Source organism: Oceanicoccus sp. KOV_DT_Chl, assembly GCF_900120175.1.
GTDB lineage: Bacteria > Pseudomonadota > Gammaproteobacteria > Pseudomonadales > Dasaniaceae > Oceanicoccus.
In genome coordinates, this window is record NZ_FQLF01000002.1 from 668,558 (window position 1) to 694,862 (window position 26,305).

At 46.9% G+C, this 26,305-nt stretch carries 22 protein-coding genes and 2 pseudogenes; 12 read left to right on the top strand and 12 right to left on the bottom strand.

Annotated elements, in window-relative coordinates:
- Positions 1-386 precede the first annotated feature (386 nt).
- The 4 genes from UNITIG_RS06815 to UNITIG_RS06830 all read left to right on the top strand — a co-directional run bounded on the left by UNITIG_RS06815 (position 387) and on the right by UNITIG_RS06830 (position 4,205).
- A complete protein-coding gene (locus tag UNITIG_RS06815; RefSeq protein ID WP_159931111.1) occupies positions 387-1,418 on the top strand; it encodes an AraC family transcriptional regulator in 1,032 nt (343 codons plus the stop codon).
- 500 nt (positions 1,419-1,918) lie between these two features.
- Positions 1,919-2,812: an FAD-binding protein gene (locus UNITIG_RS06820; RefSeq protein WP_101757707.1), complete on the top strand. Its 894-nt coding sequence runs from the start codon at positions 1,919-1,921 to the stop codon at positions 2,810-2,812.
- On the top strand, positions 2,722-3,714 hold the full coding sequence (locus tag UNITIG_RS06825) for a D-arabinono-1,4-lactone oxidase (RefSeq protein ID WP_145999111.1): 993 nt from the start codon (positions 2,722-2,724) through the stop codon (positions 3,712-3,714). The genes UNITIG_RS06820 and UNITIG_RS06825 overlap by 91 nt, the downstream gene beginning before the upstream one ends.
- Positions 3,711-4,205, top strand: a complete 495-nt coding sequence (locus UNITIG_RS06830) for a hypothetical protein (protein WP_101757709.1) — start codon at positions 3,711-3,713, stop codon at positions 4,203-4,205. Before UNITIG_RS06825 ends, UNITIG_RS06830 begins: the two co-directional genes overlap by 4 nt.
- A gap of 99 nt (positions 4,206-4,304) precedes the next feature.
- Here UNITIG_RS06830 and UNITIG_RS06835 read toward each other — a convergent pair whose 3' ends face one another.
- The 4 genes from UNITIG_RS06835 to UNITIG_RS06845 all read right to left on the bottom strand — a co-directional run bounded on the left by UNITIG_RS06835 (position 4,305) and on the right by UNITIG_RS06845 (position 7,469).
- The gene (locus tag UNITIG_RS06835; RefSeq protein WP_101757710.1) at positions 4,305-4,889 is read right to left on the bottom strand and encodes a TetR/AcrR family transcriptional regulator; all 585 of its coding nucleotides are present in this window, start codon (positions 4,887-4,889) and stop codon (positions 4,305-4,307) included.
- A gap of 163 nt (positions 4,890-5,052) precedes the next feature.
- The gene (locus UNITIG_RS24140) at positions 5,053-5,427 is read right to left on the bottom strand and encodes a TonB-dependent receptor (RefSeq protein ID WP_235015297.1); all 375 of its coding nucleotides are present in this window, start codon (positions 5,425-5,427) and stop codon (positions 5,053-5,055) included.
- A 141-nt stretch (positions 5,428-5,568) separates the two neighbouring features.
- On the bottom strand, positions 5,569-7,098 hold the full coding sequence (locus tag UNITIG_RS06840; RefSeq protein ID WP_235015298.1) for a TonB-dependent receptor: 1,530 nt from the start codon (positions 7,096-7,098) through the stop codon (positions 5,569-5,571).
- Positions 7,099-7,160: 62 nt separating this feature from the next.
- A complete protein-coding gene (locus tag UNITIG_RS06845; protein ID WP_101757711.1) occupies positions 7,161-7,469 on the bottom strand; it encodes a hypothetical protein in 309 nt (102 codons plus the stop codon).
- A 242-nt stretch (positions 7,470-7,711) separates the two neighbouring features.
- Between UNITIG_RS06845 and UNITIG_RS06850 the strand changes: the two genes are divergently transcribed.
- Both UNITIG_RS06850 and UNITIG_RS06855 read left to right on the top strand, forming a co-directional pair.
- Entirely contained in the window at positions 7,712-8,569 is an 858-nt protein-coding gene (locus tag UNITIG_RS06850; protein ID WP_101759210.1) for a PA4780 family RIO1-like protein kinase, read from the top strand.
- 239 nt (positions 8,570-8,808) lie between these two features.
- Positions 8,809-10,423 (top strand): annotated as a pseudogene (locus UNITIG_RS06855) (ABC-F family ATPase).
- A gap of 147 nt (positions 10,424-10,570) precedes the next feature.
- Here UNITIG_RS06855 and UNITIG_RS22815 read toward each other — a convergent pair.
- A complete protein-coding gene (locus tag UNITIG_RS22815; protein WP_200821213.1) occupies positions 10,571-11,329 on the bottom strand; it encodes a choice-of-anchor E domain-containing protein in 759 nt (252 codons plus the stop codon).
- A gap of 179 nt (positions 11,330-11,508) precedes the next feature.
- On the opposite strand from UNITIG_RS22815, the gene UNITIG_RS06865 reads away from it, so the two are divergent.
- Positions 11,509-11,745 carry a hypothetical protein gene (locus UNITIG_RS06865; protein WP_101757712.1) on the top strand — a complete coding sequence of 79 codons (237 nt, stop codon included), beginning with the start codon at positions 11,509-11,511 and terminating at the stop codon, positions 11,743-11,745.
- Between the two features lie 24 nt (positions 11,746-11,769).
- On the opposite strand, the gene UNITIG_RS06870 is transcribed toward UNITIG_RS06865, so the two are convergent.
- The 4 genes from UNITIG_RS06870 to UNITIG_RS06880 form a co-directional block, all read right to left on the bottom strand.
- Positions 11,770-12,750, bottom strand: a complete 981-nt coding sequence (locus UNITIG_RS06870) for a PepSY-associated TM helix domain-containing protein (RefSeq protein WP_145999112.1) — start codon at positions 12,748-12,750, stop codon at positions 11,770-11,772.
- 88 nt (positions 12,751-12,838) lie between these two features.
- Complete coding sequence (locus UNITIG_RS06875) at positions 12,839-14,806, bottom strand: TonB-dependent receptor (RefSeq protein WP_101757714.1); 1,968 nt, start codon at positions 14,804-14,806, stop codon at positions 12,839-12,841.
- A complete protein-coding gene (locus tag UNITIG_RS23055; RefSeq protein WP_159931112.1) occupies positions 14,770-14,931 on the bottom strand; it encodes a hypothetical protein in 162 nt (53 codons plus the stop codon). The genes UNITIG_RS06875 and UNITIG_RS23055 overlap by 37 nt, the downstream gene beginning before the upstream one ends.
- Before the next feature lie 402 nt (positions 14,932-15,333).
- Positions 15,334-16,965 (bottom strand): Ig-like domain-containing protein, encoded by a 1,632-nt coding sequence (locus UNITIG_RS06880; RefSeq protein WP_101757715.1) that lies wholly within the window; start codon positions 16,963-16,965, stop codon positions 15,334-15,336.
- Between the two features lie 178 nt (positions 16,966-17,143).
- On the opposite strand from UNITIG_RS06880, the pseudogene rimO reads away from it, so the two are divergent.
- Positions 17,144-18,483: pseudogene (rimO, locus tag UNITIG_RS06885) on the top strand (30S ribosomal protein S12 methylthiotransferase RimO).
- Between the two features lie 8 nt (positions 18,484-18,491).
- On the top strand, positions 18,492-19,202 hold the full coding sequence (locus UNITIG_RS06890; protein ID WP_101757716.1) for a 16S rRNA (uracil(1498)-N(3))-methyltransferase: 711 nt from the start codon (positions 18,492-18,494) through the stop codon (positions 19,200-19,202).
- A gap of 46 nt (positions 19,203-19,248) precedes the next feature.
- On the opposite strand, the gene msrA is transcribed toward UNITIG_RS06890, so the two are convergent.
- A complete protein-coding gene (gene msrA / locus UNITIG_RS06895; protein WP_200821214.1) occupies positions 19,249-19,896 on the bottom strand; it encodes a peptide-methionine (S)-S-oxide reductase MsrA in 648 nt (215 codons plus the stop codon).
- A gap of 177 nt (positions 19,897-20,073) precedes the next feature.
- A complete protein-coding gene (locus tag UNITIG_RS06900; RefSeq protein ID WP_101757717.1) occupies positions 20,074-20,577 on the bottom strand; it encodes a VPLPA-CTERM sorting domain-containing protein in 504 nt (167 codons plus the stop codon).
- 765 nt (positions 20,578-21,342) lie between these two features.
- Here UNITIG_RS06900 and UNITIG_RS06905 point away from each other — a divergent pair.
- The 3 genes from UNITIG_RS06905 (at position 21,343) to UNITIG_RS06915 (ending at position 25,355) form a co-directional block, all read left to right on the top strand.
- Positions 21,343-23,106, top strand: a complete 1,764-nt coding sequence (locus UNITIG_RS06905; RefSeq protein WP_159931113.1) for a ShlB/FhaC/HecB family hemolysin secretion/activation protein — start codon at positions 21,343-21,345, stop codon at positions 23,104-23,106.
- A 53-nt stretch (positions 23,107-23,159) separates the two neighbouring features.
- The gene (locus UNITIG_RS06910; protein WP_101757719.1) at positions 23,160-24,905 is read left to right on the top strand and encodes a filamentous hemagglutinin N-terminal domain-containing protein; all 1,746 of its coding nucleotides are present in this window, start codon (positions 23,160-23,162) and stop codon (positions 24,903-24,905) included.
- A 147-nt stretch (positions 24,906-25,052) separates the two neighbouring features.
- A complete protein-coding gene (locus tag UNITIG_RS06915) occupies positions 25,053-25,355 on the top strand; it encodes a hypothetical protein (RefSeq protein ID WP_101757720.1) in 303 nt (100 codons plus the stop codon).
- Here the strand turns inward: UNITIG_RS06915 and UNITIG_RS06920 are convergent.
- Positions 25,341-26,276, bottom strand: a complete 936-nt coding sequence (locus UNITIG_RS06920; protein WP_101757721.1) for a hypothetical protein — start codon at positions 26,274-26,276, stop codon at positions 25,341-25,343. The two genes, UNITIG_RS06915 and UNITIG_RS06920, sit on opposite strands and share 15 nt — an antisense overlap.
- Positions 26,277-26,305 lie beyond the last annotated feature (29 nt).

Below are 26,305 nucleotides of genomic sequence, written 5' to 3' on the forward strand. Positions count from 1 at the left end.
CCCTCTGCCGGGTGCTGTTTCAGATTATTGCATTGGCAACCATCCGCAGTCTCAGCACCACATCCCTTAGGAAGAAAGAACGGGCACATCCAGCTAATTTTACCGTCTTCAAGCTCTCATCTAGCTGCATGCCAAAAAAACATCAAAGCCTATGTAATCAGACGTTACCTATAGGAAAGAGCACTCTGAAGAGACTAATTTAGAAGGTGATAATTCAGCTCAAACCACTGCACCAAAACATACATAACAATTGATATAATTTTTCCGATATGCTTTCATTCACTCACTCGAACCTGGCGACTTTATAAACCGCTCCAATGGAGGCAGCGCAGCCTCGTATTAGGGCACACAAAATAACAATCAATCGCTCGTTGAATAGGTTAGCCGTGGATACCACCAATATTACATCGACAGTAAAAGGGATAATCCCACTGTATATGGTGACCTCAGTGGTCAACCAACTGGCACTAATGGATTTTGAAATACCCACTTTACTCACTCACACGTCGGTCTCGTCAGATCAACTGAATGTAGACCGTAGCTGTAGCCAGATTGTCCCCTTCGCGGATTTAATTCAGGTATTTCACAACGCGCGACAACACTCGAACATAGCAGACTTGGGGCTGCAGCTAGGTCGCTCATACAATTTGGGAATTTACGGTGCCTTAGGCTACGCCATGATGTGTTCATCGACGGATATTGAGGCTGTTAACCTCGCACTAAAATTTCACAAGATCATCCTTGGTAGTCACATTGGCATATCGATGACCATTGAGCAGGATCACGGCGTCACCCGCATTAGCGACAGCCTGCCTAAAGGACCTACTCGCATACTTTATATAGAGCAATTTTTATCTGGTTTTTTCGGTTTTAACAATTCACTACTGGGCACCGACAACCAGCTATTCGAAATCCGCTTTGACTACGCTGACCCGGGCTATCGCCAGCAATACGAACAGGCCTTCGGCTGCAAAGTTGTATTCGATGCGCCCTTCAATGAAATTGTTTTTGATACTCTGGTACTAGGCGTCAAATTACCCAACGCCGATTCAACGACTGCGCTGGCTTGTGAAGCTATCTGTGAAAAATTATTACACGCCATCAATAATGAAAAAGTATTCACCAGTAAAGTAAAGCACTTGATGCTGACCCATTGGGACCAACAACCCAGCATGGAAACCATCGCCCAGTGGTTATCCATTGATGTGCGCACGCTACGCAGAAAATTACTGCAAGAAGAGAGCAGCTATCGACAAATAAAACATTCTGCCTGTAAAGAAATCGCCCTCGACTACTTGAAGAAAAGCGATCTCAATATACAGCAGATAGCCGCGCTTACTGGTTACAACGATACTGGCAGTTTCAGAAAAGCGTTTCACAAATGGACGGGGAATTACCCTAGCCACTACCGCTCCTGATTTTAGATTTAACTATCAACTCACCATTAATGAACAAAATTTAATGTATTTTAGCAATTTATTTTCGGACAAAATACTATGGGATTACCGTCACCGTGTCCGAAAAACCTACGATTAAGTTACCAATCGGACACTCTCCATGAGATAAGGAAAAACCCGTTTTTTTTAATCAAAATCATCCTCAATAACAGCTCTGCTTTATGATTCCAATACAATAAAAATGACGCTAACCTCAACCATCAACACTTCGTTTGCACACGAATAAACACTGCACTCTTAGTGTATAAAAAAGTAAAAACGGCCAATTCTTATTGGTTAATGCTGCACCCTGGTGGTGTGAACAATACGGACATTGATTCCTGTCACCGTTGGGGAAAAAACAATAACTAACCCTTGGAGAGCACGACGATGATTCAAAAAAAGTTTTTGGCCACAGTACTCGGTGCTGTGATGGCCAGTGCATTTAGCTTGCCGGGCAGTGCTCAGCAATGCAATGACGCATGGGGGCGCTCAATACCAATGCATGGCATTGCCGTAACGGCGACTGCCAGGCAGATGAGTTTGAAAACGCCAGCAACTGTCCTGAGGACTGTGCCGATAAAGGCACAACCGTGATGGCCTATTACACACAGGGTATGGTATGCGAACCCACTACCATCCATGAACCGGATACCGTTTCGGAATTACAACAAACCATTCGAACCATTGTCAGCTCTGGCAAGCGCGTCAAACCCGCTGGCAGCAGCCACTCCGCCACTAGCATTATTTGTGGTGACGGCGACGCTGAAGTAGTTCGCTCTAAAAACCTGAAAGACATTGGCCCCATTGAACCTTTTGAAAGCCACAGCGCCACCGTTGAATTTGAAGCCGGTGTCGAAATGGACGAGCTGGGCGAGCACTTGCACCAGCAAGGTTATGCCTGGGGCCTGGCCGCAACCGGATATGGTGGTATCTCTATCGGTGGCGCGGTGGCTACCGGTGCGCACGGTTCATCACGTAACGGTTCCGCCACAATCTCCAACTATGTAGTAGGCCTGGATGTGATTGGTGCAGATGGTGATTTAACCACGTATACCGAGGCGAGTACTGGGCAATCCGACCCCAACCTCTGGAAAGCGTTAAAAGCCAACTTGGGATTATTAGGTTACGTTGCTCGCATTCGTTTAAAACTGGAGCCGCAGTTCCGCATGAACGTGCAAGTCCTGACCATGGATGAAGCCACCTTTGTCGCCGATGGCGGTGTTGAAGCCGCTGTTGGTCAATGTGATTATGTGTTCCTTAGTTGGTACCCGGTAATGATCTGGTGTACTACCTTTGCGGTAATCGCACCACCGACCCGCTCACCAGCCCAACCGCCCAAAACCGTTTATTCACACCGGACCTCAGTGGTATAGAGTCAGCCTTTGCGGTACCCACCATTCAATCCGGTATCTGTAATATGGGCACCCGCTGCAGTACCGCAGCAACTCGCATCAGTAAATACCTGAATGATCCACCGTTGGTCACAACCGATAATTACAGCTCGGAAAATGCTAACGTCACCAGCCGCAGTACCGATATGACTGGATACGCCCACCGTATGATTACGCTGGACAGCAGAGTCTTTGCCAAACAAAAAGGCTTTTCGCAGTTGGAATATGAAGGCGGCATGCCGATGAGTGAAATTCAGGGCGCGGTCCAGTACCTCAACTCTGTCTACAACCGCGACGGCATCTGTCAGCCATTGATCGGCACCATTATGCGCTTTGACCGCGCTGATGATGGTACGCTGATTTCCGGCAACCATGTGCGCCAGGGCCTAAACCAAGGCGACCCCATGGTTCATTTGGAATTTGTTGAGTTCTGGGGCTACGACATCAACCAGGAAACCTTCGATAACTTTATCGATGCGCCATACCACGAAATCATTAGCCACCTTGCCGACAACTACAACTTTAATCCGCACTGGGGCAAAAATGATGAGTGGGTATTTTCTCACCCGTCCATTAAAGCGCGTAATGCCGCTGATCGAGCCACCTTCAATGCGCAAATTGCCAAGCTTGATCCTTATGGCGTATTTATGAATGACTTCTTCCGCACCGCGGATTTGCAGCGCCTAATGACGGTCAGAATTTTGCCACCGCGATTTACGGCAACTGTGCGTCGCAAGATAGTGATGGAGACGGCATCAGTAACTGTACTGATCCCGATATCAATCACTTTAACGGCATGTATGCTCGCATTGATGACATGGGCTTTGGCGATGGCTTTTTCGCCGACGGCAACTGTAACAAGGCGGATGACTGGAACGAAATGAGAGTCGGACCCGAGCGGCAGCAAAATATTAAAGCCGGCTGGGATTATGAGTCCACCAATCATAAATACCATGCGAGTAACTTCAACTGGTCACCTGGCTTTAGCAGTAGTAGCAACAACCGTTCATGGGAGGCACAGCTATCCGCTGAATTTACTGCACCCACTACAGGACGCTACTGCTTCAGCAAGGACAACGGCACCACCGGTACCGCTATAGTTCCAGGCTGGAACAGCTGTTCCTCGACCTGGATCAACAAGCAGCGTATTACCGAGGTTGGTTATGGCGCCAGCTGGAAACCTGTTGGCTGTGTTGACCTAAACGCAGGACAGACTTACCGGTTAGATCTTTACAGCCGTCATCACAATGCCAATGTATCGCGTAGCTTTATTTCCAAGCCACGTTATTGCTTCGGTGGCGATGCCGACTGTACGCCAGACATTCCTATCCAGCAGCGTGATGTTAGAGCCATTTCGGATACTAATAATCGCTAAACGCTAACGTCGTTATAATCCCCGCCTGGTGCGGGGATTTTTTTTGACTTTACTTTTTCGAAAAGGGGGACGGCATCAGGGTGGCATTAAGAGTATTTTTCAAACCCGTAAAGTTTCTAACAACTTGAAGATAGGCGCGGCCTGCGCTTCGCGCTTAGCCATCGGCACATGCAATAAATTTTGTGCAGCACCAATAATTAAATCAAAAATCACACTAGCAACATCTTCAGCTGAGACATCAGCACGGATTTCATTATTATCTTGCAGACCCTGAATCAGCTCGGTAATCCAGACTCTTAAATACTGCATTTTTTCCTGCTGCTCTTGCAATTCATCAACATTAATTAACGTACTCGCATACAGTGCAAACCGCACCCGCCAATGCATATCCGTTTCAACATCAAAGGGTAACGCTGCTCTTATCACCGGTAGAAAATCATCTATGGACAGCTGATCACTGACCGCTTCCGCGATGCGCTGATCTATACGGGAATCTGCCCAGTTAAAGGCAGCCAGAATAATCTGGTTTTTATTGGAAAAATAATGGGACAGCACACCGATAGTGCATCCCATGGAAGCTGCCAGAGCCCGTGTGGTTAAAGCCTCCAAGCCCTTATAGGCAATAAATTCGGCCGCGGCGGCTGCAATTTCATCGCGTCTAACGGCATGGTTAAGCTTTCTCAATGATCAATCCTATAGAGTGGCTTATTAATTTTCTCCCGCACAACTGACTAACAGTTTTTTAAAACGGGCTAATAACTAACTGCCCCGCATTATTTCACTAAGTTATGCCTAGGGGAATAGCCATCAGGCTTCAATAGTACTCCCCTCTGCCACGATAAAACACTCAAAAACTCACACGCAGGCCTAGCTCAAGAGATCGCCCCGCCTCTGGTGCAATATCACGTAAATAAGAACTGGCATTTCGAATTTCTTCATCGCTAATATTTTTCGCCCGTAAAAAAACTAATGCGTCTCGACCTGCTGACAAGTCTAGCTGATATTGCAGCCCGGCATCCCAGCGTTGGTAGCCATCAGTTTCCTCTTCATTCTCACCGGGATTATTCTGATCAGCAGCATTAACAAACGCAATATAACTCGATAGATTGCCCTGCTCAAAGTTAATCCGGCTACCGATACGCCGCGGTGGTAAACGCGGCACATCACCGGCGCGATCCAGTTCACCACTAATAGCATCACCAAACAACTCCAGCGACAGCATACCGCCCCACACTTCCCCAAACTCAACTCCACCTCAAATTCTGCGCCGGTAAACTCGGCGTTTTCTTGTGCATATTGCAACACCGGTGTTTCGCCTTGTTCCGTTCCCGTATTTTGTAAAAAAACATAATCCTGAAAATCGTTATAGAACAATGTTAAGTACGCATCTATCACAGCGGATTTTATAATTCAATGTAAGGTCAATGTTATTGGCCTGCTCACGCTGTAACTGTGCATCACCCACCTCAATCGATCCAGTGGCAACATGCTCGATATAACCTCCTAACATATTCGCGCTGTTGGAATATAACTCTTCTACGACCGGCGCACGCTCCGATTGAGACAGTGCAACCCCAAGGCTCCATTGTGTGCTTATTTGCCATAAAGCAGATGCTGACAAACTCACACTGTTAAAAGATTGCTCCGCCTCACCTTCTGGCGATAACTTTTCGTAATCCACCCGCGCGCCCAATTCATACAGCCAATCACCGCGATGAAAATCCTCAACCATAAAAAAACCATAATTTTTAATCGTGGTTTCCGGAATATAACTTTCATCACCCACCGCAGAAAAATCTGTATTTTTGGTTTGCAGCCCAACCACCCCATGCCATCCAGCAACGGGTTGATGTAATACCTCCACTCGATTTTCCCAACTGTCATTGCGCCAGCGAGTTCCTACCTCTCCCCCTTCCAATTCATCGTGTTTATAATCGCTATAGGTAGAGTACCAACGTAGCTGATCAATTAACGTAGATTGCGGATGATAATCTGCGCGCAGATCATATCGAGTTTGCTCCAAATCGATACGCACAGTTTCTTCTTCCTCATACTCATCTTCATGCTCATCTTCATGCTCATGTTCATGCGCCCCCGCAGGAATACCGTACTGGTTTTTTAACCGGCTAACCGCAATACCAATAAATCCATTCTCAAAAATATAACTTGCACCCGAAGTAAACGCGTGAGTTTGAGCATCAGTATTAGCGATAAAACCAGTGACTTCATCAGCATCATGCTCAGCATCGGCATGTGCCGCACCAGAAATTTCCAGATCATTGCTATCCCGATACATACCGTCCACATAAAACGCAATATTGTCGCTGCCTGTCAGCACCTTAAATACCGCCGTGTTTTCATCATTTACCGAACCGTGACGCAGCTCCATTGCGCCAGTAACAGCTTCAGGAACAGCCACCGGTATACGCTGATCTATTACATTCACTACTCCGCCAATCGCCCCGCCGCCATATAACAGCGTTGATGGACCACGTAGTACTTCTATCGATTCCGCTAATACCGGCTCCACACTGACCGCATGATCAGCACTGATATTTGAAGCGTCAGCACTACTGGTACTGTTCGACAACACCGTTACCCGCGCGCCCTGTTGTCCACGAATTACGGGTTGGCCTACGGCAGGACCAAAACTGGAGCTGCTTAAACCCGGGGCGTAGTTCAATGTTTCGCCGATCGTGCCAGCGACTCGTTGCTGTAGTTCAGCACCGGTTAAAATGGTTACGGGCAAAGCGGTTTCTGCTTCGGTGCGATGCAGTGGCACCGACACCAATACATGCTCCAGAGCGGGTTGGGACTCAGCGAATAACGCCGTTTGAGACCACGGCCCCACGCATAACAACAGGCTGCATGCCTGTGAAAATAAATTTTTCATGATGTTTTCCTAAGATCATTAACCAACGATAGCCAGTAGAGCTACCGCGAAAGTTGAAATTGTTAATACTTAGGGACAGGTGGGGCGCGAATCGATTGCTGTGTGATTACGGTGGCGCAGTACTCTCCCGCAACTATACCGGGTAAAGCAATATAGCCATCACAAAAGGAAAAAGCCGGTTGCAGCGTAACCGTAACATTCAGATTATGTTCGGCAACACAGCTAATACAATTAAGCGAGTGAAAATGTTCACCATCCAATACTTCAGCGGCATGAGCACCAAAGCTCCACTGCACAACTAATATCCATAGCACCAACGCTGGCGCTAACCGGCTCAGCAACTGCATATGGTGATGGATACGCGTAAACATAGAGTGAAAGGGTTACATCAATAAATGGCGAAGAAAATTAATACCAGCGCTAATGTAACCACCCGTTGCGCCGATTGCAAGCTCGCCAATCGCACGATGCCGTCTACCCTCCCTATATTGTCGCAATAAAAAAACGGCATGCATCAACATTAGCAGCGCCGCAAACCAATAAGCTATACTGTGACTTGGTTTATCTCACCACTAATCATAATAATCATTCACCGACCACCTTTAAGGACACCATGAAGCCCCCCAAGCGAATCCTCCCCCTGATCGAAGATGGTCTGGTCGATGAAGTTATCCAACAACTGATGAGCGGTAAAGAAGCAACGGTTTACACCGTGCGCTGCGGCGATGAAATTCGTTGCGCCAAAGTTTACAAAGAAGCAGCAAAACGCAGCTTCAAGCAAGCAGTGCAATATCAGGAAGGTCGCAAGGTGCGCAACTCCCGCCGCGCCAGAGCGATGGAAAAGGGCTCCAAATACGGCCGCAAGCAGCAGGAAGAAGTGTGGCAAAACGCTGAAGTCGACGCCTTGTATCGCTTGGCCGCCGCTGGTGTGCGCGTGCCGCAACCTTATGGTTGTTTTGATGGTGTACTGTTAATGGAGCTGGTTACTGACGATGAGGGGCGGGTGGCACCCCGACTCAATGATGTCTCTATGACTGCCGAACAAGCACGGGAAGATCACGCCACCATGATGCATTACGTCAAGCTGATGCTGTGTACAGGCCTGGTACATGGTGACCTCTCAGAATTCAACGTATTGGTTGATGACTATGGCCCAGTGATTATTGATCTACCCCAGGCCGTAGATGCTGCCGCTAATAACCACGCCGAATCCATGTTGGCCCGTGATGTCCGCAATATGACCGAGTACTACGGCTTGTTTGCCCCTGATTTACTTAACACACGCTTCGACAAAGAAATCTGGGCACTCTATGAGGACGGCGACTTACACCCCGGGGTTGAACTCACCGGCCTTTTCGCCGACGACAATCAGGCTGCCGATGTCGATGCCGTATTATTGGAAATCAAAGCGGTCTATGCCGAGGAGCAAGCGAGGCTGGAGCGTTTGCGTGATAATGAGCAACAGGAATAACACCCTGCTACTCAACAATAGCCTTTTATAGCGCGTTTAGTGTTGACCTAACACCCCCGAAACGAGTAATTATTGAACAATCGCCCTCGACATTTGCACCATAAATCTTTATAGTGCGGCCCGCTTAAACAGGTTCTTACTTCCGCACTAAACTCGTGGTACACAGCCTCATTTTTCAGCCGCTATCTCTCTAGTTCAATAGCTCAGCCATACACTCGTTAATTCGCAGGACTCTATTCTTGATTACTACCGCTAATATCACCATGCAATTTGGCCCAAGCCGCTGTTTGAAAACATCTCTGCAAAATTTGGCGGTGGCAATCGCTACGGCCTGATAGGGGCCAATGGCTGTGGTAAATCCACCTTTATGAAAATCCTTAGCGGTGAGCTGGTGCCGACCGCTGGCAACGTCGCCTACAGCCCTGGCGACACTATTGGTACCCTGAGCCAGGACCAATATGCCTTTGAAAAATATTCGGTTATCGACACGGTCATCATGGGCGATGTGCGCCTGTCTGAAATCAAGCAAGAGCGCGACCGCATCTATGCCATGCCAGAAATGTCAGAAGAAGACGGCATGAAAGTCGCCGAACTGGAAACTGTATTTGCCGAGCTGGATGGCTACAGCGCCGAAAGCCGCGCCGGTGAAATATTATTGCAAGCCGGTATCGATCAGGACTTGCATTATGGCCCGATGAGCGAAGTGGCTCCCGGCTGGAAATTACGAGTATTGTTGGCGCAAGCACTGTTCGCCAACCCCGATATTTTATTATTAGACGAACCGACCAACAACCTCGACATCAATACCATTCGCTGGCTGGAAAGTGTCCTCAACGCCCGCGACAGCACCATGATAATCATCTCTCACGATCGCCACTTTTTGAATGCTGTCTGTACCCATATGGCCGATATTGATTACGGCGAACTGCGGGTTTACCCCGGCAACTACGATGATTTCATGATGGCGTCGACTCAAGCCCGCGAGCGCCTGCAAAATGAAAATGCGAAAAAGAGCGCGCAAATTTCCGAGCTACAACAATTCGTTAGCCGTTTTTCTGCCAACGCTTCAAAAGCAAAACAGGCGACATCGCGCGCCAAACAAATCACCAAAATAAAACTGGAAGATATCAAAGCCTCTAGCCGGGTCAGCCCCTTTATCCGTTTCAAACAGGATAAAAAATTACACCGTCAGGCATTGATACTGGAAAACCTCGGCCACGGTTTTGATGGCGAAACTTTATTTAAAAACGGCAATTTAATTTTGGACGCCGGCGCCCGCTTGGCGGTTATCGGTGAAAACGGTGCCGGTAAAACCACCTTGCTGCGCTGCCTGATGAATGAACTGAAAGCCGAACACGGCGTAGTAAAGTGGTCAGAAAATGCCAGCTTGGGCTACTGTGCACAAGACAGCACTGCCGACTTTGAATGTGATTTGAATTTATTTGACTGGATGAGCCAATGGCGTAACAGCAGCCATGACGACTTAATTGTACGCGCTACCTTGGGCCGCTTATTATTCAGCGCCGACGATTTCAAAAAACAGGCAAAAGTGTGTTCCGGTGGTGAAAAAATCGACTGCTATTCGGCAAACTGATGATGCAGGATCCCAATATCCTGATCATGGATGAACCCACCAACCACCTGGATATGGAATCGATTGAAGCGCTAAACCTGGCGCTGGAACATTACGATGGCACGTTGATTTTCGTCAGCCACGACCGCGAATTTGTGTCATCACTCGCCACCCGCGTGATTGAAATCAAAGATCATCAACTGCATGATTTCCAGGGCACTTATGAGGAGTATTTGGCCAGCCAAGAGCAAGCAACAGCTACCGCTACCGCTACCGCTTAAGCGATATGACTGGTCGCCTTGCTGCACGTAAGACGTATTCGCTCAACAGGCCAAAATCCATTGGTAAAATCAAAAAAAGTCCCCAATAAAGTGGTGATGTAAAAAAACATCCTCAACATTGGGGCCTTAATGGTTTAGCTTTTCGATTTACTTCTTGCGCTTGAGGCCAGCCAACCCAATCAAAGCTGAGCTGAACAACCAAAATGCAGCAGGAACGGGCACAGCCGAATAATTATACGTTAAACCAACAGAGCCTTCGAAGGTACTGTCGACAAAACTGTAACCTGTATTTAACTGAAGCAAGTTGCTGACCTCAGCCTCTATAGCGAGCATATTACGCCCCTGAAAAGATCCATCCCCTATAAATAAAATAATATCTTCACGCTCAGATAGAATACTACTAAAAGATGACTGGTCACTTCCAGGCGAAGGGTGGGAGAAGCCCGTAAGATTCATCTCGTACCCACATGGATCACAAGAATGCGCAGCAAAACCTGAAAGTGTCCGAGTATTTTTAATGAGCTGATCCGTATCTGGAGGAAGATAACCCGGAGGAATAAATGGAGACTGGGGGACATCCGTACCTAAATTCATTTTAACTATTCTAGAATGATAAAATAACACGTTGTTAAAAGGATCCTGTGACTCATCACTATCAGCACCAATCAATGTTGAGATGGTTAGATCAAAATCAAGAATCACTGAATCGAGCCGACCTAAAGATGCGTCAAAATAATCAAAATCAAAGTATTCAATAACTGTAGACTGCTCACTCACACCATCAGCAACACTATCTATAACATAACTATTTAAAGAAAATACATAGTCTTGGTATACAGCAGAAGAATGTGCAGGCACCGACATTAACACTGCAATAGTTGCCAAAAGTATGAGTCTTGTAAACACGATAGTGCTCCCTTTATGTTTATTATATTAAGGTTTAATAACCAAGAATTATATATGAAGAGTAGAAGATGCAAAACCTGGTATAGAGCGTATGTACTATAATCCCCTATAATTTATGAATTAGTAACAGAATGCTCTCCATTTTATAAACCAATCACCGCCCTCTCGATGGTTATGAAATAAATCCCGATTACAATGGCGCTGATGCGACGGTTAATACCTGCGGTTTTCTATACTCGGCCAAGCAGCAATCTATGGGTCCGGTTTCGGAAGCAATGAGAGAAAATGGCAAGGTGATTGTCACTGACTGCATGGGCAAAGGCGCGGGTGCCGAAGCAACCAAGGCAACTAACCTGAATATGCTGAGTATTTCTGACCACCCCGGTTACGACAACGTGACGGGGGCGATAAGTTAGCCCCATAGATAAACTCTATAATTTCTAATTCAACATCCCACCACGCCGCCGCAACCAAGCCAGCAAACCCAACACTCCCAACAACACGGTCAGCACACCGGTAATGACTACCAGAGCTTTATAAAGCCCTGGCAAACCATAACTGGAGTGAAGCGGATAAAAAGTATTGAGGATTTTGCGTCCCGCTGATGCATCTTTTACATCTTTAATTTTTATCGCACCGCTGGCAATATCAATCATCATATTGGTCTTGCCATTAACATGCCATTCATCCGCCGCACGCAGTCGCATACCTAAGTACGGCTTGGCAGCGGTGGGCAATGACAACATGGTGATTTGGCTATCGGGCAATCGCTGCTGGGCAGACTGTAATAATGCGTCCAATTGCGATAGTTCAAACTCCAACGTTGCTACTGTTGCCGTCGGTTCTGGTTCTGGCGCTGCCACCGATGTAGTTTCAATAAAAAAACCTATTGCACTTTGCACGCTCATACCGGCGCCGGTCAGTACCGACAACAGTAATAACGGCAAACAAATAATCGCCACCGCGCGATGCTGTCGCAATGCCGGCCCACGCCTTGCAGACATCGCCCACAAATGGCTAAGCCGAAAACCGCTGCGTCCTGGCCACCAACTGATTAGCCCCGCCAGCATTAAAATCAAACAGCCAATGCCCAACAAGGTCAGCAGCGTAGTACCTCCATCGTGCAATAAAAGCTCGGTATGAAATTCACCCAACCAATATAACACCGGCAACATCAGCCAGTGGTCCGCAACCGGCGCGCCATTGACATCGTAAAGAAAAATCTCATCACTGCGCGTGGCCAGCCACCAATAATCCCGGCCCTGTGTTGGCGTTTTAATGTAGTACACATCCTCCATTGAGTGATGCTGCAATAGCTGCTGCAAACCGCTGGATAAGCGATCGATACTGTACTCGGAACCATTACCCGACTCAGCACTAACCGCCGGTAAATTCAGCTCAATGAGGTTCTCTTTGAACACCAGAACCCACCGCTGAATGCGATGAGCAGCAACCACACGCCCAGCGACAGGCCGAGTACTTTATGCCATTGTCGCCAGCGTGCAGTACTCAATAGTCAATACTCCACTTCAGGCTTAATGCACGACCTTGCGCACGATAAGCAGTCGCCACTGAGGTGCGCGCATTTTCCTGATTCACCTGCGAGGACGCTGGCGAGTAATCTTTATTGAGTAAATTGCGCGCTGATAAACTTACAGTACCCCAACGCTTTTGCTGCAAATCGTAACTCAGCAACGCATCAACAGTGGTATAGCCTTCGATGGGTGACTCGTAATAGTAATAGCCACCCGTATCCAACTCATCAAACTCATCCCGATCGCTGACACTGAGTACTTGCAAACGTGAAGACAAGGCAGGCGTTATCTGCGTTGCGATATACGCTGTGAGTTTCTCCGGAGTGATACGGGTGCCGTTCAGCGGGCGATCGGTGCTGCCCACTTCGTCGTCGTACTCGCCTTCCGAGTAGGCGTAAGTGCCACCCACGGTCCAGTTATCGTTGATTGCATAATCCAGAGTCGCTTCGATACCGTAGATTTCTTCATCCGCGTAAATCAGGAACTCCAAAGGATAAGCGCCATCAGAAGTTTGACCATAGTGCGCCGCATCATCGGTGCGGGTCTGGAACAACGCGACACTGTAGTTAACACTTTCAGTTTGGCCGCGAACACCCACTTCGATATTATGTGACTTGGTAGCAGGCAAGTATTGCTTCATACCGGCCACCGAGTCTTCTACCGGGCCACGTAAGCGGCGCAGATCATCCACCGCATACCCTTCGGAGTAACCACCAAATAAGTCGATATTATCGGTCAGGTGATAGACCAGGCCGCCGTTGAAAGTCGTCTCGCTGTAATCCAAATCACCACCTTCAATGGTTTGACCGGAAAGCGGACCACGCACCGAAAGATAGCTCGGCACATCGTAGTTATAGCTTTCATGACGCACCCCCAACTGCACTTCCAACTCAGGCATTACCTGATACCAGACTTGTGCAAACGGCGAGGTCTGCGTTTTAGTCACATCACAAATCCAGCAGCTACTGTTATCGCGCTGTTTTTGCGTGGTGTTATCTTGTTCGAAATCAATGCCGTAAATAACCCGCAAACGTTCGTCATCACTTTGATAAACCAATTGCGGTACCAATTTATATTTTTTGGATTCAACCAAGGTGGTCGCGTAGTTATAGGTGTTATCACCCACCGATGCTTGCAAGGTAAAGGTTTGACCTAACACCTGCTCGCGAATCCATTTAACCGTAAAAGAGCCAACTTCATTGGAGGGATCTTTGCCGGTATAAGGACTGCTGGTATCAATCACCGTAAAACCGGTAACCGGATCAATCATTCGCTCATAGGTCAGACCGTTATTCATCTCGTAACTGTGTAAGGTCATGTCGACGGTGTCACGCTCACCGCGATAACCCAGCTTTAACAAAATATCGTATTGATCGCCGTTGGCGTAACCACCCTGGCCACTTTGATCTTCGGGCAGGATATCGCCATCAGCATCGACAAATTTGCCGGTGTCTTTGTAATTGAAATTAGCCACGTAATTCCAGCTACTACCTAGTGGCCCGCTGAAACCCTGATTAACACCCCAACCAAAGGTATCGCTATTGCCATCCGGCTGGAAATTCGCTTCTACCGATGACCATGCCTCAGTGGTATCGCTGGCTTTACGCGTCACAAAGTTAACCACCCCACCGGCATAACCATTGCCGTACAAGGCTGAACTGCCGTGGATAATTTCAACGGTCTCCAGCGCTTCTGGCGCGATAGTCATAAACTCTCTGGAAGCATTACGAATCGGGGTGGTTTGCAACACGCCGTCGATCAAGACCACCGCTTTTTTACCGCGAAAGGTTTGACCAAAGTTGGATGCCAACTGGTTACTGGGGGAATAAGCCGGCACCAGATTCGCCATCATGTCGGCGATATCATGGGAAATACTCAGCTGCTCCAATATCTCTTGCTGGCCGATCACCTGAGCGGCACCAGGAATCGATGACAACGGCAATTCAGCGCCGCAATCCCGGTAATCACTAATTCTTCTAGCGGCTTTTTCCTGGCAGGGTCGGCAACACTGTTACCAGCAGCCAGCGCCGACATAATTGCGACGCTCAATAATTTGCTGTAGTTCATAAGCACTCTTTCTATCTCTGATGATTGAAAGAGCGCTATTGTACACACTAAATGTAAATCTTCAACTAAATGATAATGATTTGTATTTAGATTAATGATTATTGCTTTCCGATACGCCTACTCCAGAATAAACGGGATGAATTAAAGGCCAGTAAATCCCTGTCACCAAGCCCATAAAGCAACATTAGCGTACAACCTGCGCAAATATTTATTTGATGTACGACTAACGATTTAGAGATAAAGGAAGGGGATGACGCTAGCGGTAGCTCAAACTCTAATAGTAGCAGTGCAAGTTTCGTTAGCCTCAGCTATCCCAAAGCATAGAACCTTATACAACTTGTAAAAAAACCCCGCATCGGCGAGGCTTAAAAAGGTAAGCTAATAAAAGCAGATAAAGACACTTTACTCCAAACGACTACTTCTTACAGAATAAACACTAGCAGTACCAATATAATTCCCTTTATCTTGCATCCAAACAGTTAATGCCCGCCCTTCACTATCAAAGGCAATTTGCATCTCAGAATTGCCTTCTAGCTCGGACTCCTCAATCACAACTGGAGCTAACCAACCCTCACTCGGAATATATCGAACAGCAATAAAACTCGTTACTCCAGAATCAAAAGCTGCTGCTACGGCGATAGCATTGCCATTATCATCAAAAGCCACTTGTGCATCATCATAATAAGGAATAAACCCACCTTCAGGCCTACCAATTGAAGCCCACCCAGAATCAAACGAGAATTTATATCCACTGAAGCCATTGGAAACTGCAATTACATTATCACTTTTATCAATAGCCAAATCAGAATGATTACCTACCGGGCTTTGTTGAGGCGCCCCCCAACCGACGCCGACAGTATATTGATTATAGGCTGAGGAGTGATTACTACCGTTCCATTGCCCCCAAGTTACCAATGCATCACCTTGACTATTAACCACTAAATTCATTTCATAAACTGAAACGGCATCAACACTCAATTGACTAGGAGTCTCCCAACCTGAACCATTTTGTTTACGGCTCCCCCAGAGAAGGTCATTACCAGAGCCATCATCTTCAGTCCAAATCACCAAAGAATTATTAAATGAGTCAATTGCCAATTTAGAACGGTAAATACTGTCGGGAGCAGGGGTAACAACCCATTCAGAACTATCACTGTCAGTTTGAGGAGAATAAGTTGTAATACCCACCCCTATAGAGTTTGACCAAGTAAGAATTACCTTGCCGTAATTATCAATAGCAATTTGAGGCAAACTTGAACCCGCTGCAATAGAAGCCAAAGTCTGTTCGCCCTTCCATCCAATATTTGCAATATATTGATTTAAATAAATTGTGCCATTATGTGACCAGACCACATAAATATTACTATTATCATCACACGCAATTACAGGTCGATGAACATTACCAGGAGGGTTTGACTCGATGAGTACAGCATCCTCCCAACCTAAGTCGACATCATAAAAAGCAGCCCAAACATTTTGGCCAGTATCAGAGTACTGCCTCCATGTAGAAATAGCATTGCCATTTGGATCAAAGCAGATACTTGGGTCTTCACCCGGCCCTGGCGCCCAAGAATTAGTATAGACATTGCTATTAGCAATTTCGCTTGCAGCGCTCCAGCTTCGGTCCTTGGTTCTAAAACTCCAAGTCACATCATCACCAAGGGTAGATGAGCCTGCTCCGATCGATTTATCTATCACTACGGTATAAGAAGTTAAAAAACTCAAGATATCTGATGGCTGTATAGTCACTGTAGAACCACTAACACTGATGGCTGTATTGATGTCACCATGGTCACTGACAAGAGTGATTTTGCCGCTTAGCCCAGCTGAAGAAACATTCTGGTTAAAATTTGCGCTCAAAGGCATATTCAATGCCACATCATCTGCGTTATCTTCTGGTATCGTGCTCTCGAGCATTAAAGAAGGAGCTGAACTACCTCCGCCACCGCCACCGCCACCGCCACAAGCAGGTGTTAGAAAAACCGAGAAAGAAATGAACAAATAACAGCAAGAACGTACAAATAGGCCCCTCATGAAAGTAATACTCCATTGAATTAAATCTTATTATTAGTGATTTTGAATGCAGCAATACTACAGATTTCTTCTAAATATTTCAGTAATAACATCTACAGATAATTAGTTGATGGACTACTAGTGCTGTACAATCAGACGTTATTATTCAATTCTCGAAACTTCCATGCAAAAGAATCAAATCAATCAAAAAGTCGGTTTTATCTCCCTCGGATGCCCCAAAGCTTTAGTAGACTCCGAGCGCATCCTCACCCAACTGAAACTCGACGGCTACGAAATCAGCCCCGACTACGATGGCGCCGATGTAGTGGTAGTTAACACCTGTGGCTTTATCGACTCTGCCAAACAGGAATCCATGGATGCGATCGCCGAGGCGATGAAAGAAAACGGCAAGGTGATTGTGACTGGCTGTATGGGAAAAGGCGCAGACGCTGAAGCCATCAAAGCGGCCAACCCCAATGTATTGAGCATTTCCGGTCCCGCCGATTACGATAGCGTGATGGGGGCTGTGCATGAGTTTATTCCCCGACCCAAGACAAAGACCACAAACCCTATCCCGACTTATTGCAAACGGCGGGCATTAAACTCACGCCGCCGCATTACAGTTATTTGAAAATTTCAGAGGGCTGTAACCATCGCTGCACGTTTTGCATTATCCCTGCCATGCGTGGCGACCTGGTTAGCCGACCAATTGCAGATGTGGTTGCCGAAGCCAAGCAACTGGTCGCCAGCGGCACGAGAGAACTGTTAGTTATTTCCCAAGACACCAGCGCTTACGGCGTTGATGTAAAGTACAAACTGGATTTTGTTGAGGGCAAGGCCCTTGAAACCCGCATGCAGGATTTGGCTGTAGCCTTGGGCGAGCTCGGCGTGTGGGTGCGATTGCACTATGTTTACCCCTACCCGCATGTGGATAAAGTGATTCCGTTAATGGCGGCAGGTAAAATTCTGCCGTACCTGGATATTCCATTTCAACACGCCAGCCCTAAAATTCTTAAACTGATGAAACGCCCTGGCAACCAGGAAAAAGTGTTAGAGCGCATCAAAGCCTGGCGAGAAATTTGTCCCGAGCTGGTGATTCGCTCAACCTTTGTAGTTGGCTTTCCCGGTGAAACCGAAGAAGATTTTCAATTGCTTTTGGATTGGTTAGAGCAAGCGCAACTGGACCGCGTTGGTTGTTTTAAATATTCACCGGTAGAAGGTGCTACCGCCAATGCCTTACCTGATCATGTGCCGGAAGACATTCAACAGCAACGCTGGGAACGCTTTATGGAAACCCAGCAGCGCATTTCCGCCCAGCGCTTGCAACAACGTATCGGCCAACAAATGGAAGTATTAATCGACGAAGTCGATGAGCAAGGCGCGATTGGTCGCTGCTATGCCGATGCTCCGGAAATTGATGGCAAAGTTTATCTGGACGGTTTTACTGACACCTTCGCCGGTGACGCTCTACTGGTCACTATCACTGACGCTGATGAATATGATTTATGGGCCGAGCCAGTGTACGAAGATGACGAGTGAGATGAACTGTGAACGTAATCCTGTTTACCGATGCGGACAAAACGACTAACAATACCATTGTGTTGCGCGACCAGCGCCATCACCAAATTTTAAATATTCATGGCTCACAGGTCGGCGATAGCGTTAAAGTCGGCGAGCTAAATGGTCTAATCGGTAGCGGTATTATCGAGGCAATCGATCAACATGCCGTTACTTTAGCGGTAGACCTGTACCAAACGCCTCCGGTGAAATTGCCACTCACTATTATTCTCGCCCTGCCACGCCCGAAAATGATTCGGCGTATTTTCCGCACGGTTGCAGAACTGGGGGTAACGCAACTAATCATTATTAATAGCTATAAAGTAGAAAAAAGTTTTTGGCAAAGCCCGGCGATTAATGAAGACAAAGTACGTCAATATTTAATCGATGGCTTGCAGCAAAGCAAGGATACCGTACTACCTGGCATTGCATTTAAACCACGATTTAAACCGTTTGTAGAAGATGAGTTACCCGCCATAATAAAGGGCACAAAAGCACTGCTGGCCCACCCCGCTACCGGTCAACATTGTCCGCATCAACTCGATGAAGCGGTGACATTGGCCATTGGCCCCGAGGGCGGCTTTACCGAATATGAAGCAGAAAAATTATTGGCAATAGGGTTTGAAGGTATTCATTTAGGGGAGCGCATCTTAAAAGTAGAAAATGCGTTAACTACGCTGGTGGCAAAGCTCTATTCGTAAACCGGAACAGCAACACATCCTGCCACTAACACGCGATGATTTATATTTAGCTACAACTCACACCCGTGCCACCCAAACCACAATAACCACCAGGGTTTTTGGCCAGATATTGCTGGTGATACTCTTCGGCATAATAAAATTCTGGGGCGGCAATGATCTCGGTAGTTATCGCATCAAACCCCGCTGTCGTTAAACGCTGTTGAAATTTCACCCTGCTTTCTTCAGCCAACTTTCGTTGGGCATCGCCAAAGTAATAAATTCCTGAGCGATACTGAGTACCACTATCATTACCCTGACGCATACCTTGGGTAGGGTTGTGACTTTCCCAGAAAATGGTCAGCAACTGTTCATAGCTAATTGCACTCGGATTAAAAACAACTAACACTACTTCATTATGGCCGGTCATACCGGAACAGACTTCCTGATAACTGGGGTTGGGAGTAAAGCCAGCCGCATACCCCACCGCCGTAGTATAGACCCCTTCTGATTGCCAAAATTTACGCTCAGCCCCCCAGAAGCAGCCCATACCGAACATCGCCTGCTCAAATCCGGCTGGTAACGGTCCGCGCATAGGGTTGGTATTCACGTGGTGCTTAGCTGGCACAGGCATCCGCTCATCACGGCCTGGCAGTGCCTGATCTTTACTCGGCATGACCGACTTTTTACTGCCACTCAATAAATCGAATACGCTCACTCTCACCACCTCTATGCTGTTTTACTATCCAGTAAAAAAAACCAAAAAAATAACCACGACACTAGCGGCTACGTTGCAGCAGCTTACTTGGATTAGGCTGGGGATTCAAAGCAGAAAAAACATAGAAACCGAGAGCGTAAATTCAACTCTCGGGGAGACGGACTAAAATGTTGCGACTCAGGCTTGCTTGCGACGAATTGCAACCAACCCCATTAGCGCAGAAAAGAATAACGGCAGTGCCGCAGGCACGGGTACTTCAGAGATAATTTGAACGTTGTCGCTAATCGTCACCGACCATTCGCCAGTACCCGATAAAAAAGCTATATCCTGAAACCCATTCACTGCATGGTTATCAAAAAACAGCACTTGTCCAATTGCGATTAAATAATCGTTACCGGCTAATACATTGTAAGAAAGCGAATCGCCATAATAGCTGGAGTCGAGTTCTGCACCACCTTGTAGCAACATGATTTGCGAATCGAAACCCGCTGTAATATCTATAGTCACCTGACCCGATGCAGCAGCGGAGAATTCTACCCAGGAAATAGAAAGATCATTACTACCACCCGCGCCATCACCATCCACAGCAAAGATCTCACCACTAACAACAGCAGCCATGCTGGACAGTGGAAGTAGTAGTAGAACTAACAGTGCGATTATATTTTTTTGTACATGCAACATTACTGATTCCTCGAGAGAGAAGTTGTCGTCAGTGTGACCTACCATCACCATGAAGGACCCTTCTCATTATTATTTTTTAAGATTTAACTATGTCAGCACGCGTTGAAACCCGCTGGCAATCATACTAAACCGTCAAAATATATTGCTGAAATAGAGCAGCACAAAGTTTAATGCAAAAAGCGTGACAATTTTTTAACACCGCGTATTAACGGCCTCGCAGCTAGTTAATGGCGATTAAACAGGGAGGCAATGTAAAGAAACCCGACAAAAAAAATACGTCCTTAAATCTATATTGATCATCACCTCTAGCCGTTTTGCCCGCTAAAGCCTGAGTATTATTTTTTTTACTACTACCCATTATGTGAATTGTTTACAAACAACAGCTAAAACTACAAAAGAACTGCCAAATAATTACATTTTTTCGCCTCTTCACCCTATATATTAGCTACTGCCAGCATGTCGGCTTTTTTGACACCCGTCGCATTAAAGAACATTAATATGAATAATTAATCTTTGATATCAACAGCTTACACAACATGGCATATAGCATGCTATATAGAACCCAATAACAGAGAACAAAAAAATGCTGCACTAACAATAAATATACTTACTGGTCATTACCAACCGGGACAACCCGCCAAGTTAACCACTTAGTAACACCGTTAGTCTGCACCCAATTTATCTCGCTTGAGCCACGCTTACTGGAAAGGTTACCGCTACATGATGGAGCTATTGATAATGTTAACAAGGCTGTACCGATGCCCTATGCACAAGCACAACAGTGCCAATATATTTACCAAGCACTTGGCTATCAGCACGTTAGTCGCTAGTAGCTTATTGACAACTCTACCCTCTTACGCCCAAGTTGGGGCTGTTAGCCCTGGTGCAGTTCAGCCGCAATTAGATCGCCCGCAACTGCCAACCACTGTTGAAACACCTGAATACACCGTTCCACCTGTCATCGACCGCCCATTAGGTATCGAAGAAGGCCCAAGTATTGAGGTTAAACAATTTCATCTGCGTAGCGAAGACATGCAACCGCCAGAGATAGACCAGTCCGCTGTCACCGCCATTCTCGATCGTCAACGTCAAGCTCACGCCGATGGCTTTACTATTGGCCAGCTGCAGCAAGTTGCTAATGAAGTTACCCAGTACTATCGGCAGCAGGGTTTTATATTGGCTCAAGCGTATATACCACAACAAAATGTGGAGAATGGCCTGGTAACCGTTAGTGTATTAACCGGTCGTTTGGGCGAGGTCACTTCGGAAAAGAATACCCACTTCTCGGACCAGCTGATGATTAAAGCACTGGACTTTCCTTCCGGTAGCGGCTTGCAGCAACAGCCCATGGAAACTGCACTGCTACGTCTTAACGACTTACCCGGGCTTAAAGCCAGCGGTATTTTCCGCCCCGGCAGTAATATCGGTGAAGCCGATCTGATCTTGAATGTAGAGGAAGAAAACGTCTTTGATGGCTATGTACTAGCGGATAATTATGGCGTTGATTCAACCGGTAAAGAGCGCTTATTGGCTAACGCTAACTGGAACAACCCGACCGGTCGCGGTGACCGCTTAACGGTTACCGCATTACAGACCTTTGATCCTAGTGACTCCCTTTACGGCGGTTTTCGCTATGAAACACCATTGTTTAGCCGCGCCTTCACCTTAGGCGTGCAATACAACAATAATGATTACACCATCGGCCAGCAGGCTTTCAATATTCTGGAACTGGAAGGCGACACCGAGCAGACCTCAATTTATGGTCGTTACTCGATCGAGCGTTCTCGACTTGCCAATACATCCACTACCATTAGTCTGACACGCAAAAAAGCCGAACTGGAAACAGCCAACCAAGCTGTTGGCGAAGACAATCTTACTGTTTTAAAAGTGGCCTATAATTTTGATTCAACCGATACCAGTGGCATTCATCGCGCATCAATGGCTGTGAGTAAAGGCTTTGACGACTGGCTTGGCGCCATGGATGACGACGGCGATGACAATTCCCTGCGTATTGATAAAGATGGTAATTATGTCGGCGGCGACTTTGTTAAGCTCAATCTCAATTACACCCGGTTACAGTCATTAGCAGCTAACCAATCGTTGCTAGTGCGTTTTGAAACCCAACAAACAAATGATGTATTAAGCTCATTGGAACAGTTTTCCATGGGCGGCCCCAACTCAGTAAGAGCCTACCCCGTCTCTGAATACATTCGCGACAGCGCGGTATTCACCAGTATTGAGTGGATAATAAATGCCCCCGGCTTTGCCAACACACCTGCCTTTGGTGGCCGCAATTGGGGTGAAATTTTAAAAGTTTCCCTATTTGCTGACTACGCCAACGGGGATTTAAATAATGCGCCTTCTGTTATAGAAGATGAAATTGAAATTTCTGGTGCAGGTATCAGTGTAGATTTACGCCTGGCCGATAGTTTTTTTGCGCGACTGGATGTAGCGACGCCATTAAGCAGCCGCGACGCCAGCAATGATGATGACCCACAAGTGTGGCTCACCACTGGCTTTAATTTTTAATCATAGATAAATAACGAAACCTATACGTTGTCGAAAGAGGGTAAGTAGTAGCAATGAATCAGCACGCTAACAAAATGCAGTTATCTGCAGATGGTTCAACCACCAGCCAGGGTTTGATCGCTAGATCCAAACCTTTGCCATCCATGATTCGACAAACAACCGCTCTACTAGGAGTGATGGCTTTTGCCAGCCAGGTAATTGCTTTGCCGCAGGGCCCAAGTGGCCAGCAAAATATTCAAAGCATTGTGTCAGACGACACAACCCTCACCACGGTGACCCAAAATGCTGCAAACGCGATTGTAAACTGGACCAGTTACAACGTGGCAGACGGCCAAACAGTACAATATGTGCGTGACGGCGGCGGCAACTTTGCCATTTTAAATCGTATCAACGACACCTCAGCCAGTACTATCAACGGCAACATCACCGCCGTTGGCGGTCAGGTCTTTTTACTTAACAGCAACGGTATGATTTTTGGCGAAACGGCGAATATAAATGTGGGTAGCCTGGTAGCCAGTAGTTTAGACATTGGTGACGCAGATTTTTTGGATGGTGCTAACTACACCATGCAAGCCAGCGGCGAAGGTGCGATCATTAATAACGGTAATATCAATGCGTCCAGCGCCGGTGTTGCTTTAGTAGGTAATAGCGTAGCCAATAATGGTGTCATTGTTGCCAATCTCGGTTCTGCTAACCTGATTTCGGGCACAGTGGCCACCCTAAGTTTCGATAACGGCTTAATGTCATTTGCAGTAAACACTGGCGTTAGCAGCAATAATGCAGGTGCTACTGATGCTATTGCGAATACTGGCAATATTTCTGCGCAGAGAGTTTTGCTAAATGCCATCGATGCAGCTGACGTATTCACTAATACGATAAATAATAACGGCATCATTACTGCGACTAAAATCAGTAATATCGGTGGCACCATCCGCCTGACAGGAACCGGCGATATAGTACTTGGCGAAAACTCCGCACTGACTGCTAATGGCGCGATCGCTATCCAATCAGCTGACGGCAATGTGACGAATGCGGGCTCGATTACTACTGATAATGCCGTTCAAATCAAAAGCGGTGGCGATATTATTAACCGCGGTGAAATCAGTGGCGACAAACTAGTTTCTCTGGACGCCGGTGGTGACATTGATCAGTTCGGTGCTATTACTACGGCAAAAGAAGTGATGAAAGCCGGCGGTAATATCGAGTTTGACGCCGATGGTGATGGAGTCGGTGATGACAGCGATGCCTTCCCTAACGATCCCAATGAAAGCGTAGATACCGATGGTGATGGTGTTGGCGACAACAGTGATACCTTCCCTAACGACCCCACTGAAAGCGTAGACACAGATGGTGATGGTGTTGGCGACAATAGCGATGCCTTCCCTAATGACCCCACTGAAAGCGTAGACACAGATGGTGATGGTGTTGGCGACAATAGCGATGCCTTCCCTAATGATCCGACTCGATCAGAAGAGGAGCCTACTGAACCTGAAACACCTGCGCCAGAACCTGAAACTCCAGCACCTGAGCCTGAAACACCTGCGCCTGCGCCTGAACCTGAAACCCCAGCACCTGAACCTGAAACCCCAGCACCTGAGCCTGAAACGCCAGCGCCTGAGCCAGCACAAGTGCTACCTGAGTTTGACTCTACCCTCAATGCCAGCGCCAACACCGGCAATAGCCAGCAGGCTGCCATTGCAGGCACTAACAGCACCGCGCTAGGCTTATATGGTGTCGAAGGTACCGGTATCAAAATGCCAGCTGATCAACAGAGCGAAATGGAATTTATTAACAACTGATAACTCGCTTTATTCATAGCCATCCCCTACTAGCGACCTACGCTAGTAGGGGTTCTCTTATCAGCTCTCCCATATCACCAAAGTTTCAAATCGCTGTCATATCTCTGCAATATTTCATGGCGACAATAGCGGCCATGACAAACAGAGATGAAAAAGACAATGATGCTAGAAACTGAAAAAACTCAGCCCAATAACGCTCTACTGAACAACAAGCAGACGCTAAGGTTCGCCCCCTTTAAGCAAACCAGACGCGATAATATTCTTGACGTTAAAAATTTATGCAGTAGGAAATTACTGGAATTGTTAAGCGCTCATAGCGACGCCCCCCTCACTACGCAACAACAAAATAGCGTACAGCAAGAGCTACTTAACCGCCGGCACTACCTGCAAGAGCTGGAAAAAATTCTATTATCGAAGCATTTCCCAGTCGCCGACTCAGGCACTCACTAACAGTAATAAGCACAACACGGGTAGCAACGCATAAACCAGCAAGGGCAAAGTACTGGCCCAAAACCACAGCTGTGCTATATACGCGTGATAAACGGACTCGGTAATTAGCGCCTGAGCATCGCTAGCGGTAGCAGTCGATTTATCCAGCTGCGCTAACTCAACACCCGCAAGCATTCCGTTTTTTAACAGTGCCTGTGATAATTTATTACCGTTTGCAACCGCGTTATGCACTGCTAAAAAATCATCCACATAGTTCACATCAGGAATTTTTTTCGCGGCTAATTTTAATGACTGCAACAAGGGCAAGCCCGATTCAATACACTGACTCAAATTAGCCAGAAAATAATACCGCTGCGCCAGCGACAAGGTAGTCGCAATTGGAGGAATATAACGATAAAGCCCAAGCGGTTGATAGTGACGAAAGCGCGACACACCATGCTGAATTAACGCCCCCAGCAAATAAAATCCCGCCGCTGTTAGCGCCAAGCGTAAAACGGCACCACTCACAGAAAAATAATTTTGCTCAAGCAACCATAGTAATAAGCCCATCACGATTACCGTCAGTATCAACAACGGTAATTTCAAATGCTGCTTAACCCGAAAAGCTAGCTGCTGTTGCAATAAATAATGATCACGTAAACGCTGATAACTGCCACGAACATTACCGGTAGCCAAGCCCAGCTCGATTAATTTTAATTCCCATGGTAAAAACTGACCGGTTTTTTTTAACCCTTCCAGCACCACCGTCTGCCCTTGTTCCAATTGCTCGGCCAACTCCGGCAACTGTGCCTGCTCAGCCACCCGCTGCCCTTGATTTAACAACTGAAACACCTTATCCCAACCACCTTGCTGGTGATCAAGCTCCAGCAGTGCTGAAAATAATGTTGCCCGATGACTGGCGCTAAGTTCAAGCTTGGTCATTTTATTATCGTTAATAGTAGAAAGGTAAA